Source organism: Micromonospora sp. CPCC 205539 (assembly GCF_036906815.1).
Lineage (GTDB): Bacteria > Actinomycetota > Actinomycetes > Mycobacteriales > Micromonosporaceae > Micromonospora.
In genome coordinates, this window is sequence record NZ_JBAKHW010000002.1 from 123,959 (window position 1) to 138,704 (window position 14,746).

At 69.4% G+C, this 14,746-nt stretch carries 11 protein-coding genes; 1 reads left to right on the plus strand and 10 read right to left on the minus strand.

The features are described 5' to 3' along the window. Positions 1-43 precede the first annotated feature (43 nt). Entirely contained in the window at positions 44-1,030 is a 987-nt protein-coding gene (locus V6V47_RS02785) for a TolB family protein (RefSeq protein WP_334626350.1), read from the minus strand. After that, complete coding sequence (locus V6V47_RS02790; RefSeq protein ID WP_334626351.1) at positions 1,027-2,316, minus strand: MFS transporter; 1,290 nt, start codon at positions 2,314-2,316, stop codon at positions 1,027-1,029. The genes V6V47_RS02785 and V6V47_RS02790 overlap by 4 nt, the downstream gene beginning before the upstream one ends. A gap of 219 nt (positions 2,317-2,535) precedes the next feature. Here V6V47_RS02790 and V6V47_RS02795 point away from each other — a divergent pair, with 219 nt between their 5' ends. Further along, complete coding sequence (locus tag V6V47_RS02795; RefSeq protein ID WP_334626352.1) at positions 2,536-3,912, plus strand: CBM96 family carbohydrate-binding protein; 1,377 nt, start codon at positions 2,536-2,538, stop codon at positions 3,910-3,912. 61 nt (positions 3,913-3,973) lie between these two features. Here V6V47_RS02795 and mmsB read toward each other — a convergent pair whose 3' ends face one another. The 8 genes from mmsB to V6V47_RS02835 form a co-directional block, all read right to left on the minus strand. Then, positions 3,974-5,224: a multiple monosaccharide ABC transporter permease gene (gene mmsB / locus V6V47_RS02800; protein ID WP_334626353.1), complete on the minus strand. Its 1,251-nt coding sequence runs from the start codon at positions 5,222-5,224 to the stop codon at positions 3,974-3,976. After that, positions 5,221-6,759, minus strand: a complete 1,539-nt coding sequence (mmsA, locus tag V6V47_RS02805) for a multiple monosaccharide ABC transporter ATP-binding protein (protein ID WP_334626354.1) — start codon at positions 6,757-6,759, stop codon at positions 5,221-5,223. Before mmsA ends, mmsB begins: the two co-directional genes overlap by 4 nt. 83 nt (positions 6,760-6,842) lie before the next feature. Further along, complete coding sequence (gene chvE / locus V6V47_RS02810; protein WP_334626355.1) at positions 6,843-7,985, minus strand: multiple monosaccharide ABC transporter substrate-binding protein; 1,143 nt, start codon at positions 7,983-7,985, stop codon at positions 6,843-6,845. A 450-nt stretch (positions 7,986-8,435) separates the two neighbouring features. Next, a complete protein-coding gene (locus V6V47_RS02815; RefSeq protein ID WP_334626356.1) occupies positions 8,436-9,425 on the minus strand; it encodes a LacI family DNA-binding transcriptional regulator in 990 nt (329 codons plus the stop codon). 171 nt (positions 9,426-9,596) lie between these two features. Further along, positions 9,597-11,099, minus strand: a complete 1,503-nt coding sequence (araA, locus tag V6V47_RS02820; protein WP_334626357.1) for an L-arabinose isomerase — start codon at positions 11,097-11,099, stop codon at positions 9,597-9,599. A gap of 26 nt (positions 11,100-11,125) precedes the next feature. Further along, a complete protein-coding gene (gene yjfF, locus V6V47_RS02825; RefSeq protein ID WP_334626358.1) occupies positions 11,126-12,118 on the minus strand; it encodes a galactofuranose ABC transporter, permease protein YjfF in 993 nt (330 codons plus the stop codon). Next, positions 12,115-13,185 carry an ABC transporter permease gene (locus V6V47_RS02830; RefSeq protein WP_334626359.1) on the minus strand — a complete coding sequence of 357 codons (1,071 nt, stop codon included), beginning with the start codon at positions 13,183-13,185 and terminating at the stop codon, positions 12,115-12,117. Before V6V47_RS02830 ends, yjfF begins: the two co-directional genes overlap by 4 nt. Further along, positions 13,182-14,723 (minus strand): sugar ABC transporter ATP-binding protein, encoded by a 1,542-nt coding sequence (locus V6V47_RS02835; protein WP_334626360.1) that lies wholly within the window; start codon positions 14,721-14,723, stop codon positions 13,182-13,184. The genes V6V47_RS02830 and V6V47_RS02835 overlap by 4 nt, the downstream gene beginning before the upstream one ends. Positions 14,724-14,746 lie beyond the last annotated feature (23 nt).

Sequence of the window (14,746 nt, forward strand, 5' to 3'; positions counted from 1 at the left end):
GGATGCTGTCCGGATCAAGGCATTCAGGTGTACCGGCCCGTCGTCAGGTGAGCGGCGACGGCGACTCGGCGCCCGGCAGCAGCAGCCTCGACGCTCCGGAGCCGTCCGCCGGGACGGTCCACACGTCGGGGTTGCCGTCGCTCTGGCGCAGCGTGTACGCCAGTGTGCCGTTGTCCAGCCAGGCCGCCTGGTCGTCGACGCTGGTGGTCTCCCCTGTCGCGGTCACCCCCATCGTCGCCAGGTCGAGGACCGACAGCCGCCAACCCTTCGTCGGGTCGGCGTCGATCGCCTGCTTGAAGGCGATCCGGGTGCCGTCCGGAGACAGTGACGGGCACTCGACGTTCTCCTTCATCGTCTCGACGGTCCGGGCCCGTACGTCGCCCCGGACGAGGTACCGCTTCCCCGCCGTCGACATGGTCGCGTAGAACCGGTTGTCGTCGGCCGTGAAGGTGACGCCCCAGAAGTTGACGTCGGCGTTGCGGTAGCTGCGGCCGTCCCGGGTGATCGCGAAGTCCTCGAGCGAGGTGACCGTGGCGCCACTGACGGTGTCGAGGATTCCGGTCCGGGTGGAGAAACCACTGGTGACGTACGAGTCGCCACCGACGAACGTCGTCCAGGAGACCATCCGGCCGGACGCCGAGACCCGGGCCCGGTTGGGCAGACCCGGCACGCTGACCGCCCGCGTCTGGTGCAGCGCGGCATCGAGCACCACCACCTGGTAGGACCAGGGCGTCTCGGGCTTCAGGCACACACCGGTGCCGGAGGCGGCGTACACCCGGAGGCATTCCAGACCCGAGACGGTACGCGGGCCGGTGGGGTCCGCCGTGGCGACGGAGGAGACGTGCCGGTCGGTGATCGCCAGGAGGCGCGCCCCCGGCGTCAGGGTGACCGGCTGGTCACTGCCGGCCGGGGGTGGCGGGGTCCGGGCCGGTTGCGCGGCGGTAGCCGCGTAGCCGGCGGCCACGGCTCCCAGCAGCACCGCCGAAGCGGTCAGCACGCCCAGCTTCGCTCGGGTCGACATCGCGGTCATCGGGGCACCCTCCGGGTGACGAGGCGGGACGCGGGGGTGAGGAGGAGGACCGTGGCGACGAGGACGACAGCGACGGCGACCGCCGCCACCCGGATCGCGCCGTCCGGCCCCCACGCCTGCCAGGCGACCCCGAACAGGACCGAGGAGACGAGGTAGGCCAGCGCCTGGCCGGTCTGGACGAGCGCGATACCGGTGGTGCGCAGCCGTGGCGGCAGCACCGGACCGGCGAGCGCGATGAGCACACCGTCGGTGGCCGCGTAGAACGCGCCGTACAGCGTCAGTGTCAGCACGAGCAGCGGCCAGCCGTGGACCGGGCCGGCCAGCAGCAGGTACGTCGCACCGAGGGCCAGGTAGCCGCCCACCACCACCGGCAGCCGACCGATCCGGTCGGCGAGCACACCGAGCGGGGCGGCGAGCAGCAGGTAGGCCAGGCTGGTCCCCACCGCGAGCAGCGGGAACCAGCGCAGGCCCAGGTCCTCGCGGCGCTGGAGCAGCAGGTAGACGAAGCCGTCGCCGATCGTGGCCAGCCCGAGCAGCGCCGCGGTCAGCACCAGACGGCGGGCGGGTCGGTCACGCAGCAGGCCGATCGCCTCGCGGACGGAGACCTTCGGATCATCCGCCGACCCACCCGCCGGCTCGCCCGACGGCCGTTCCCGGACGAACAGCACGAGCACGACCAGGGCCAGGGCGGCGACGCAGAAGCTGGTGACGAAGACCGCGTCGTAGGACTGGCCGACGGCCAGCAGGACCGCGAACGCCGCCAGTGGCCCGAGGAACGCGCCGACGGCGTCCATCGCCCGGTGCACCCCGAACGCCCGGCCCAGCGACTCGGGTGGTGTGGAGAGTGTGATCAGCGCGTCCCGCGGTGCGGTGCGGAGGCCCTTGCCGAGCCGGTCGACGGCGATGACGGCACCGATCGCCGGCACCGAACGGCCGGCGAGCAGCAGGCCGAGCTTGGCGACCGCCGAGAGCCCGTAGCCGACGCCGGCGACCAGTTTGCGCCGTCGGAACCGGTCGGCGACGAAACCGCCGACGACCCGCAGCAGCGCGGTCGCGCCAGTGTGGACGCCGTCGAGCACGCCGAACGCCACCGGGCTGAGCTGCAGCCCCAGCACGAGGTAGAGCGGCAGGACGGCGGCGACCATCTCGGCCGAGATGTCGGTGATGAGGCTGACCGTGCCGAGGGCAACGACGTTCCCACTGACCAGGGCGATGCGCCGACCGGGCCGGCCGGGGGCGGGCGGGTCGGTGGTGGGTCTGGAGACGCTCGACAGGTACACGCGCATCCCTCGGCTCGGTGGCGGCGCTGACGGTCAGCCAGCGTCCGTACTAATCAGATGGAACACAACGGACCACGGATGGCAGTCGGGAATGCGACGAGTGAACATGCTGTGAATATCGAGAAGTTTGACGGCCAAAGCGTAGTGTTCATTTCGGCGTAGTCCGCCGGTCCATCGACCTTCCTACATTCCATGCGCTTCACACACGCAGAGAAGGGGTCCTGGATGGCCATTCGATTCCCCCGACCGTCGGTGCCGCTGGGGACGGTCGCGGTGTTGGTCGCCGCCACCGCCGGCGTCGTACTGACCGGTTCGGTCCCGGCCTCGGCGGCGAGCGTGACGTTCACGCCGGTCGCCGACACCTACGTCCAGAGCGACACGGCGTCCACCAACTACGGCACGTCGACGCAGGTCGTGGTCGACAACTCGCCGGTGCGGCGAACGTTCCTGCGCTTCACCGTCAGCGGGGTCAGTGGCACGGTCACCAGCGCCAAGCTGCGACTGCGCACGATCAGCGGCAACAGCGGCAGCCCCGTGGGTGGCACGTTCCGACGGGTCTCCAACACGACCTGGTCGGAGACCGGCACGACCTGGAACAACCAGCCCGCCATCGACGGGGCCACGCTCGGCACGATCGGCGCGGTCAGCGGCAACACCTGGTACGAGCTCGACGTGACGTCCGCCGTCACCGGCAACGGCACGTACAGCTTCGGGGCGACCTCCGCCAACGGCGACGGCGCCTACTACGACACGCGCGAGAGCGGCGCGGACGCCCCGCAACTGGTGCTCACCACCGGCACCACGCCGCCGCCCTCGCAGGACCCGGTCCTCGTCGGTGTCGGCGACATCGCCAACTCCAGCTCGGGTGACACCGCCACCGCCGCGCTGCTCGACGGGATCTCCGGCACGGTCTTCACCACCGGCGACAACGTCTACCCGAACGGCACGGCGTCCGAGTTCACCACCTACTACGCCCCGACCTGGGGCCGGCACAAGGCGCGGACCCGCCCATCGCCGGGTAACCACGACTACAACACGTCCGGCGCCACCGGCTACTACAACTACTTCGGTACGTCTGCCGGCCCGAGCGGTCGCGGCTACTACTCCTACGACATCGGCAACTGGCACGTCGTCTCGCTGAACTCGAACATCAGCATGTCGGCGGGCTCGACGCAGGAGCAGTGGCTGCGTGCCGACCTGGCGGCCAGCAGCAAGCCGTGCACGCTGGCCTACTGGCACCACCCGCTGTACACGTCCAGTTCCGACCACGCGCCGTCGACGGCGACCCGCCCCCTGTACCAGGCGCTCTACGACTACAACGCGGACGTGGTCGTCTGGGGGCACAACCACGTGTACGAGCGGTTCGGGCCGATGAACCCGAACGGCGCGTACGACGGCAGCCGCGGGATGCGTAGCTTCGTCGCCGGGATGGGAGGCGCCGACCACTACGGCTTCGGCACCATCCAGCCCAACAGCGAGGCGCGCAACAACACGGCGTTCGGGGTTCTGAAGTTCACCCTGCACGCCGGCAGCTACGACTGGCAGTTCGTGCCGGTCGCCGGCCAGACCTACAACGACAGCGGCACCAGCAACTGTCACTGAGCCACCCTGCGGCCCGCCTCCCCCGGCTCCCAGGGGAGGCGGGCCGTGTCGACGTGCGGTGTCAGCGGGACGTGCCGGCCCGCCGCTTGTTGTAGACGTCGAACGCCACGGCGACGAGCAGGACGAGACCCTTCACCACCGACTGGGTCGACTGGTCGACGCCCATGAGCTGCATACCGTTGCTCATCACGGCCATGATCAGACCGCCGACCATCGCGCCGACCACGGTGCCCACGCCGCCGGTGACTGCCGCGCCACCGATGAAGGCCGCAGCGATCGCGTCCAGCTCGAACATGTTGCCGGCGGCGGGCTGCGCGCCGTTGGACCGCGAGGAGTAGATGACCCCGGCCACCGCAGCCAGCAGGCCCATGTTGACGAACATCCAGAAGTTCACGGTACGGACCTTCACGCCCGACAGCGCCGCCGCCGAGAGGTTGCCACCGATCGCGTAGACCTGGCGACCGAAGACGGTACGGCGGGTGAGCAGGCCGTAGATCAGCACGAGGACCGCCAGGACGATCAGCACGATCGGGAGCCCACGGGCGTGCGCCAACTGCCAGGCGAAGTACATGATGACCGCGCCGACCATCACGACCCGGGCGACGAACAGCGGGAACGATTCAACGGGCTGCTGGTACCGGATACGTGCGACGCGGGTCCGGAAGCCGCTCACCGCGTACCCGGCCACGGCCACGGCACCGATGAGCAGGGTGAACGCGTCGAAGCCCTGCCCACCGAGCAGTCCGTTGAGGAATCCGGCCGCCACGCGCTGGTACTCGGACGGGAACGGCGACAGCGAGATGTTGTCGAGCACCCGCAGGGTGAGGCCACGGAACAGCAACATCCCGGCCAGGGTCACGATGAAGGCCGGAATGCCGGCGTACGCCACCCAGAAGCCGTGCCAGGCACCGACCGCCACCCCGACCACCAGCGCGGCCAGGACGCCCACCCACCATGGATGACTCTGCTGGATCACCAGGACCGCGGAGACCGCCCCGGTCAACGCGACCACCGACCCCACCGACAGATCGATGTGGCCGCCGATGATCAGGATGACCATCCCGATCGCGAGAACCAGGATGTACGAGTACTGAAGGACGATGTTGGTGATGTTGCCGGGGCTCAGCGACACCCCGTCGGTCAAGATCGCGAAGAGCGCCACGATGACGACCAGCGCCACGTAGATCCCACTCTGCCGCAGGTTGTTCAGCACCAGCGCCCGCAGGTCGCTCGTCCCGGTGTGCAGGGCGGCCGCCGGCGCGCCGTCCGAGGGCGCCTGGTGCTCCGTCGAAGGGGTCTTGATGCTGGTCATCCGACGAGCTCCTTGTCCTTGGTCATCAGCGCCATGAGGCTCTCCTGGGTCGCCTCGCCCACCGGCATCTCACCGGTGATCCGGCCGGCGGCGAGGGTGTAGATGCGGTCGCACATCCCGAGCAGCTCGGGCAGCTCGGAGGAGATGATGATCACAGCTTTGCCGTCGGCCACCAGCCGGTTGATGATCGTGTAGATCTCGTACTTGGCGCCGACGTCGATGCCGCGCGTGGGCTCGTCCAGGATCAGCACGTCCGGATCGGTGTACAGCCACTTCGACAGCACGACCTTCTGCTGGTTGCCGCCGGAGAGCTTGCCGACCACCGCCATGACGCTGGGGGCCTTGATGTTCAGCTCCCGCCGGCTCGCCTCGGCGACCTTGATCTCCTCGTTGCCGTTCACCCAGCCCAGCCGGGACAACCGGTCCAACGCGGCCGCGGAGACGTTGCGGCGAACGTCGTCGATGAGGTTCAGCCCGTACCGCTTGCGGTCCTCCGTGACGTACGCGATGCCGTTGTCGATCGCCTCCGCCACCGTGCGGGCGCTCACCTCCCGACCCCGCACGAGAAGTCGGCCGGAGATGTCACGGCCGTACGACCGGCCGAACACGCTCATCGCCAGCTCGGTCCGCCCCGCGCCCATGAGACCCGCGATACCGACGACCTCCCCGGCGCGTACGGACACGCCGACCCCTTCGACCACCTTCCGGTCCTGGACCGGGTGCCGCACCGTCCAGTCCTCGATCCGGAGCACCTCCTCGCCGGGGGACGACACCCGGTCGGGGTAGAAGCTGTCCAGGTCCCGTCCGACCATGCCCCGGATGATCCGCTGCTGGGTCACGTCGTCGGAGCGCATGTCGAGGGTCTCCACCGTGCGTCCGTCTCGAAGGACCGTGGTCGAGTCGGCGATCGCGGTGATCTCGTTGAGCTTGTGGGAGATCATGATGCAGGTGATGCCCTGGCTCTTGAGCTGACGCAGCAGGTCGAGCAGGTGGGCCGAGTCGACGTCGTTGAGCGCCGCGGTCGGCTCGTCCAGGATCAGCAGGCGCACCTTCTTGGACAGCGCCTTGGCGATCTCCACGAGCTGCTGCTTGCCCACGCCGAGCTGGATGACCGGGGTGACCGGGTTCTCGGCCAGGCCCACGGACGCGAGCAGCTCCGCCGCGTCGGCGTTGGCCCGGTTCCAGTCGATGAGCCCGCTCCGGCCGCGACGCTCGTTGCCGAGGAAGAGGTTCTCGGCGATCGACAGGTACGGCACCAGGGCGAGCTCCTGGTGGATGATGACGATGCCCTTGGCCTCGCTGTCCCGGATGCCGCGGAACTGCACCGGCACGCCGTCGAACAGGATCTCACCGTGGTACGAGCCGGTCGGGTGAACGCCGGAGAGCACCTTCATCAGGGTGGACTTACCGGCGCCGTTCTCGCCGCAGATGGCGTGGATCTCCCCTCGGCGCACCGCGAGGGTGACATCCTCCAGCGCGGTCACCCCGGGGAACGTCTTGGTGATGCCACGCATCTCGAGGATGGTGTCGTCCATGGTCACGTGTCCTTCGAGTCAGGTCCGGACGCGGTACGCCACGGCGTCGGGCTCGGCGGTGACCGCCGAGCCCGACGAGTGGCTTACTTCTTGGCCTGGCCGGCGGCGACCTCTTCGGCCGTCCAGTAGCCCGAGTCGATCAATGCGGACTTGATCTCCTCCTTGTAGACGGTCACGATCGGCAGCAGGTACGCCGGGACGACCTTGACGCCGTTGTTGTACGTCTGCGTGTCGTTGGCCTGCGGCTGCTTGTCCTGCAGGAACGCCTCGGAGGCGTTCACGGCCTGGTCGGCCAGCAGGCGGGTGTCCTTGAAGACGGTGCAGGTCTGCACGCCGTCGTTGATCAGCTTGATCGAGGCGATCTCGGCGTCCTGACCGGTCACCGCCGGGAGCTTCTTGGCCGCGCTGCCGTACCCGGCGTTCTGCAGTGCGGTGATGATGCCCCGGGAGATGCCGTCGTACGGCGACAGGACCCCGTCGACCTTCGCGCCGTCGTTGTAGCTGGAGGTGAGCAGGTCCTCCATCCGCTTCTGCGCGGTCTCCTGCTGCCACCGCAGGGTCGCCACCTGCTCGATGTTGGTCTGTCGCGACTTCACCTTGATGGTGCCGGCGTCGACGAAGGGCTTCAGCGTGTCCATGGCACCGCCGAAGAAGTACTGGGTGTTGTTGTCGTCGAGCGACCCAGCGAAGAGTTCGACGTTGAACGGACCCTTCGCCGTACCCTTCGAGCCGTCCTTGTTCAGCAGACCGAGGCCGACCAGCAGGCCGGTGCCCTGTGCGACGCCGACCTTGTAGTTGTCGAAGCTGACGTAGAAGTCGACGTTCTTGCTGCCGCGGATCAGCCGGTCGTACGCGATGACCGGGATCTTCGCGTCGGCGGCGGCCTGCAACTGGCCGCTCAGCGCCGTGCCGTCGATCGCCGCGATGATCAGGACGTCCGCGCCCTGGGTGATCATCTGGTCGACTTGCTGCGACTGCGTGGGGATGTCGTCACCCGCATACTGCAGATCGACCTTGTAACCCTTCGCCTCCAGCTTCTGCTTGACGGCGTTGCCGTCCGCGATCCACCGTTCCGAGGTCTGGGTCGGCATCGAGACACCGATGGTCAGGTCACCGGGCTTCTTGTCGCTGGTGTCACCGCCACTGCCGGCACCCCCACCACTGCAGGCTGCCAGGCTCAACGCCAACGCGGCGCCGCCGAGAGCAACCAGAAATCTCCTGCGCACAGGCCTCTCCTCTCCGGACTCCCGGCCGACCGCCGGGGCCAGCCGTCACCTTTGGGGTAGTGTTAGCGCTCACATAGCAACTCGTCAACACTTGCTCGGAAATGCCGGCGTCACGGTCTCGTAACGGAAGCGCTCCCAGGAGTCCACTGCGGACCCGTGGCGGCGGTGATCGCCCTGGATCGAAGACGCAGTGGCCTCGGCGTCGTCCAAGGCCATGGTGGTTGCGCTGGATCCAGGATGTAGTGGCCTCCGAGCCCACCCAAGGCCACTACATCCTGGATCCAGCACGATCTCCGGGGCGGCGCCGGGCGCGGCCCGCACAGCGCGGCGGCGTGCGCACGGCACGGGGCGGGGCGCGGGGCGGCACGGCGCGGCGCGTCACGGCACGCGTCACGGCACGCGGGGCGGGGCACGCGGGGCGGGGCACGGGGCGGCGCGGGGCGCGGGGAGTCAGCGACGAGGTGGCGCGGCGACGCTGTCGCGGGAGACCAGGGTTGGCGCGATGGTCTGTCGCAGCGCCCCAGCGGCGCCCGATTCGATCTGCGTCAGCAGCAGTTGGATGCTCGCCCGTGCCACCGCGTCGAAGTCCGGCCGGACGGTGGTCAGCGGCGGGATGAAGTACGCCGCCTCGGGCACGTCGTCGAAGCCGACCACGCTGATCTCGGCCGGAACCCGCCGGCCGAACTCGTGCAGCGCCCGCAGCACGCCGAGCGCAAGGTGATCGTTGGCGGTGAAGATCGCGGTCACCTCCGGCATGCGCGCCAGCATCTGACCACAGCGGTACCCCGAGGCGGCAGACCAGTCGCCCGGCAGCAACGGTGGAAGCTCCGCCCCCGCGGCGAGCAGCGCCTCCCGCCAACCGTCGATCCGGCCGGCACTGTCGAACCAGCCAGCCGGCCCCGAGACGTGCCAGACGGTACGGTGCCCCGCGTCGAGCAGGTGCTGGGTCGCCGCGCGGGCGCCAGCCACCTGGTCGACGGTCACCAACGGCACGGGCCGCTGCGGGTCACCGTCGACGGTGACCAGCGGGACATCCTTGGGTAGGCGCTCCAGCGCCTCACCGGCCGACTCGACCGGCGCGATGACGACGATGCCGGCGACCCGGTGCGACAGGTGCCGCTCGACCGCCGCCGAGATGGACCGGTGATCCAGGTCGCGCACACTGCCCACGCTGACCGCGAAACCCTCCTCGGCGGCGGTCTGCTCCAACGCGGCCAGCAACGACGCCGGGCCGTACAGCGTCGTGTTCTGTGCGATCACGCCGATGACCTGCGATCGGCCGGTCACCAGCGCGCGCGCCGCGCCGTTGGGCCGATAGCCCAGCTCAGCGATCGCCGCCCGCACCCGCAGCCGGGTCTGCTCACGGACATTGGGGTGCCCGTTGAGCACCCGCGACACCGTCTGGTGGGAGACACCGGCCAGACGGGCAACGTCCGTCATCGCCGGACCGCGCACGGCCATCTCACTCCCTCGTCCACGTAGCCGAAGCCGCGGCCCGTGCTGACCCTCGCTGACCAGCGCTGGATGGCCGACAGTCTACGCCAGCCAAGGCTGGCATCCGGCGCGCGGCCGGTCGGGGACGACGCGTCGCCGCACCGTTCGTGGACATGGTCAGAAGCCGCGAGCCAGCCGGTAGTAGGCCTGGTTCCAACGGATCTCGTTGGCGAAGCGGCGGGGCTCGGTGTCCGCGTCGATGACGACGAGTTCGGTACGGCTCATCTCGGCGAGGTCGTGCAACTCCTCCACGCCGACCGCCTGCGACAGCACGGTGTGGTGCGGCGCTCCCGCGGTGATCCACGCCTCGGCCGAGCCGGGTAGGTGCGGTCGCGGACGCCACACCGCCCGGGCCACCGGCAGTCGGCGCAGCGGCTGCGGCGGGGGCACCACCTCGACCTCGTTGGCCACGAGCCGGAAGCGCTCGCCCATGTCGGCCAGCCCCAGCACCACCGCCGGACCGGGTGCGGCGTCGAACACGAGCCGGACCGGGTCCTCCCGGCCGCCGATGCTCAGCGGGTGGATCTCCACGGACGGCACGCCCGCCGCGATCGTCGGGCAGACCTCGAGCATGTGGGCCCCGAGCACCAACTCCTCGCCGGGCGTGAGGTCGTAGGTGTAGTCCTCCATGAACGACGTGCCACCGTCCACACCGACGGCCATCGCCTTCAGCGTCCGGACCAGGACGGAGGTCTTCCAGTCGCCCTCGCCACCGAAGCCGTAGCCGTCCGCCATGAGCCGCTGCACCGCGATGCCGGGTAGCTGGCGCAGACCGCCGAGGTCCTCGAAGTTCGTGGTGAAGGCTCGGAACCCGCCGGCGTCCAGGAAGGTGCGCAGGCCGGCCTCCAGGCGGGCGGCGTACCGCAACGAGTCGTGGCGCGTACCCCCGGGGCGCAGGTCATCGACGATGGCGTAGGTGTCGTCGTACTCCTTGATCAGGTCGTTGACCTGCGCGTCGGTGACCTCGTCGACCACCTGTACCAGGTCGTTGACGCCGTAGGTGTTGACCGAGACGCCGAAGCGCAGCTCCGCCTCGACCTTGTCGCCCTCGGTCACCGCGACGTCGCGCATGTTGTCGCCGAAGCGGGCCAACCGCAGCGACCGCATCGCCGACCAGCCGCGCGCCGCACGGGCCCACGCCGCGACGCGGGCGGTCACCCGCGGGTCGCTGACGTGCCCGGCGACGGTCTTGCGGGCCACTCCGAGGCGGGTCTGGATGTACCCGAACTCGCGGTCGCCGTGGGCGGCCTGGTTCAGGTTCATGAAGTCCATGTCGATGTCGTCCCACGGCAGCAGCACGTTGGCCTGGGTGTGCAGGTGCAGCAGCGGTGTCTGCAGGGCGTCCAGGCCGGCGATCCACATCTTCGCCGGTGAGAAGGTGTGCATCCACGCGATGACCCCGATGGCGCCCTGTGCCGCGGCATCCCGGCAGATCTGGAGGATCTCTCCACTGCCGGTCAGGACCGGCTTCCAGACCACCCGGGCGGGGATCTGCGGTGAGTCGTCGAGCACGGCCGCGATCTGCCGGGACTGCTCGGCCACCTGCCGGAGTGTCTCCTCGCCGTACATGCCCTGACTGCCGGTGAGGAACCAGATCTCGGGCTCGCTGTGTGGTGCCATGGGGTTGCCTTCCACGAGAGGGACGTTCACTTGTAGCGGATGCCGATGAGCCGCTGGAGGAGGATGAACGCGAAGAGCAGGCCGCCGATCACGATCTTGGTCCACCAGGAGTTGAGGCTCCCGTCGAAGGTGATGAGGGTCTGGATCACGCCCAGGACCAGCACGCCGAGCACCGCGCCGAAGACGTAACCCGAGCCGCCGGTGAGCACGGTGCCGCCGATGACGACGGCCGCGATGACGTCCAACTCCATGCCGATGCCGATCAATGGCGCACCGGAGAGGGTGTAGAAGGACAACAGAATCCCGCCGATCGCGGAGCACAGGCCACTGATCGTGTAGACGGCGATCCGGGTACGCCCCACCGGCAGGCCCATCAGCAGCGCCGACTGCGGGTTGCCGCCGATGGCGTAGACGTTGCGGCCCAGCCGGGTGTAGGCCAGCGTGTACGCGGCGACGGCGACCACGGCGAAGGCGATGAGCACGCTGATCGAGACGAAGTTCCCCCGCGGGTTGCCGATCCGCTCCTGCGACATGCTGGTCCAGAAGCCGTCGGTGATCGGGATGGACGAGCCCGAGATGAACGTGCACATGCCCCGGGCGAAGAACATCCCGGCCAGCGTGACGATGAACGGCTGGATCTCGAAGAAGTGGATGGCGCAGCCCATCAGCAGGCCGAGCGTCGGCCCGATGAGCAGGGCGATGACGAGCACGAGCGCCGCCGGCAGGCCGTTTTGGAGCAGCGCGGCCGACACCATCGCCGTCATGGCGACGACGGACCCGACCGACAGGTCGATGCCACCGGTGAGGATCACGAACGTCATCCCCACCGCGACGACGAGCAGGAAGCCGTTGTCGATGAAGACGTTGAAGATGACCTGCACGTTGGAGAACGCACGGTATTGGGACACACCGATCGCGTACATGACCAGGAGCAGGACGAGCGTGGCCAGGACCGGCACGTGCCGTCTCGGCAGCCGGGCCGTCCACCGGCGACCGGCGGTGAGCGAACCTGTGGTCATGCCGGCACCTGCGCCTTCGGCTGGTCGGGAACCGTGCTCGGCGGTGGCGCGCCGCTCCGGCGGCGACCGAACCGGGCCCGGAAGGCCGGCGCCTGAATGAGGCAGACGGCGATGACGACGACCGCTTTGAACAGCAGCGAGGTCTGCGGTGAGATGTCCATGGCGTACACCGTGGTGGTCAGGGTCTGGATGATCAGCGCGCCGAGGATGGTGCCGCTCAGGAAGAACCGGCCGCCCGCGAGGGACGTGCCGCCGATGACGACCGCGAGGATGGCGTCGAGCTCCACCCAGAGGCCGGCCGCGTTGCCGTCGGCGCTGGAGACGTTGGCCGTCATCATGAAACCGGCGATCGCGGCGCAGCCGGCGCTGAGCACGTACGCGAGGAAGACGACCCGGCCGGACCGGATGCCGGCCAGTCGGCTCGCCTCGGCGTTACCGCCCACCGATTCAATGATCATGCCGAGCGCGGTACGACGGGTGAACGCGGCGACGAGCAGGGCCGCCACCAGCGCGATGAGGATGGCCAGCGGCAGGGTCAGCACGTGGCCCAGCCCGATCGCCCGGTACGGACCCGAGTTGATCGTGACGATCTGACCCTCGGTGATCAGCTGCGCGAGCCCTCGGCCGGCCACCATCAGGATCAGGGTGGCGATGATCGGCTGGATGCCGATGACGGCGACCAGCACCCCGTTCCAGGCGCCGAGCACGAGCGCGATCCCGAGCGCCATCGCGAGGGCGGTCAGCACCGCGGGGAGGTTGTTCTGGTCGGGCTGCTGGCTGATGTACACGCAGGCGACCGCGCCACTGATCGCGCACACCGAGCCGACCGACAGGTCGATGCCACCGGTGGAGATGACGACGGTCATGCCCAGCGCGACGAGGATCAGCGGCGCGCTCAGCCGCAGGATGTCGATCAGGGTGCCGTACAGGTGCCCGTCCTTGACCTCGACGGACAGGAACCCCGGGCGGTAGATCGTGTTCGCGGCGAGCATGACGACGAGCACGGCTGCGGGCCAGAACAGCCGCTGACCGGTCAGCGCCCGGTAACGGCCCAGGACGTCGTTCATCGGTCTGCCTCCTCCCGGTGGGATCCGCTGGCGATGGTCTGCATCACCCGGTCGGCGTCGAGGCCGTCGTCGTTGACCAGCTCGGCGACCAGTTGCCGGTCCCGCAGCACGGCCACCTTGTGGCTGAGGCGGAGCACCTCCTCCAGCTCGGCGGAGATGAACAGCACCGCCATTCCGCCGTCGGACAACTGGGTGACGAGCTTCTGGATCTCGGTCTTCGCGCCGATGTCGATGCCCCGGGTGGGCTCGTCGAGGATCAGCAGCCGCGGCTCGGTGATCAGCCACCGGGCCAGCAGCACCTTCTGTTGGTTGCCGCCGGAGAGGTTGCGGACCGGCACCTCGGGGTCGGCGGGCCGGATGCTGAGGGCCTTGACGTACTTCTCGACCAGCTCGTCCTGGCGACGGCGCGGGATGGGCCGAAGCCAACCACGGGCGGCCTGCATCGCCAGGAGCAGGTTCTCCCGGACCGAGAGATCGGCGACGATGCCCTCCGCGCGGCGGTTCTCCGAGCAGAAGCCGATGCCGTGGCCGATGGCCTGTGCGGGGTTGCGCAGGCCACCCGGTTTCCCGTCCACCGCGACCTGGCCGCTGTCCGCCCGGTCGGCCCCGAACAACAGTCGCGCCACCTCGGTACGCCCGGAGCCGAGCAGGCCGGCCAGACCGACCACCTCCCCGGCGTGGATGGTGAGACTGAACGGCGCGACCGCGCCCGACCGGCCGAGACCGGACGCCGCCACCAGTGGGGTGCCCTCCTCCAGGACGGCCACATCCCGTCGGGGCTGCTCCTCAAGCCCTTCGAGAACGTCGAGTTCCTTGCCGATCATCTTTTCGACCAGGGTCAGCTGGGGTAGTTCGGCGGTCGGGTACTCGCCGACGAGGCGGCCGTTGCGCAGGACCGTGATGCGGTCGGCGATGCCGTAGACCTGGTCGAGGAAGTGCGTCACGAACAGGATGGCGATGCCCTCGTCGCGCAGTTGGCGCATGATGCGGAAGAGCTGTGCCACCTCGCCGGCGTCGAGGCTGGAGGTCGGCTCGTCCAGGATCAGCACCCGGGCCTGGATGTCGATCGCCCGGGCGATGGCGACCATCTGCTGAATGGCCAGGGAGTACGAGGCGAGCGGCGCGCCGACATCGAGGTCGAGGTCGAGACGGGCCAGGAGCGCACGGGCGCGGCGGCGGACCTCGCCCCAGCGGACCGCGCCGAACAGGCGGGGCTCCCGCCCGATGAAGATGTTCTCCGCCACCGAGAGGTTGGGGCAGAGGTTGACCTCCTGGTAGACGGTGCTCACCCCGGCGGCGATCGCTTGCCGTGGCCCGGTGAATGCCACCTGCGCACCGTCGAGGGTGATCGTGCCCTGATCGGTGTCGTAGACGCCGGTCAGGGCCTTGATCAGGGTCGACTTGCCGGCGCCGTTCTCGCCCATCAGGGCGTGCACCTCGCCGGGGAAGAGCCGGAAGTTGACGTCGTGGAGCGCACGCACCCCGGGGAAGGACTTGCTGATCCCGGTCATCGTCAGGACCGGACGGCTATCCGTCATCCCATCAGACCTCTTCTGGGTTA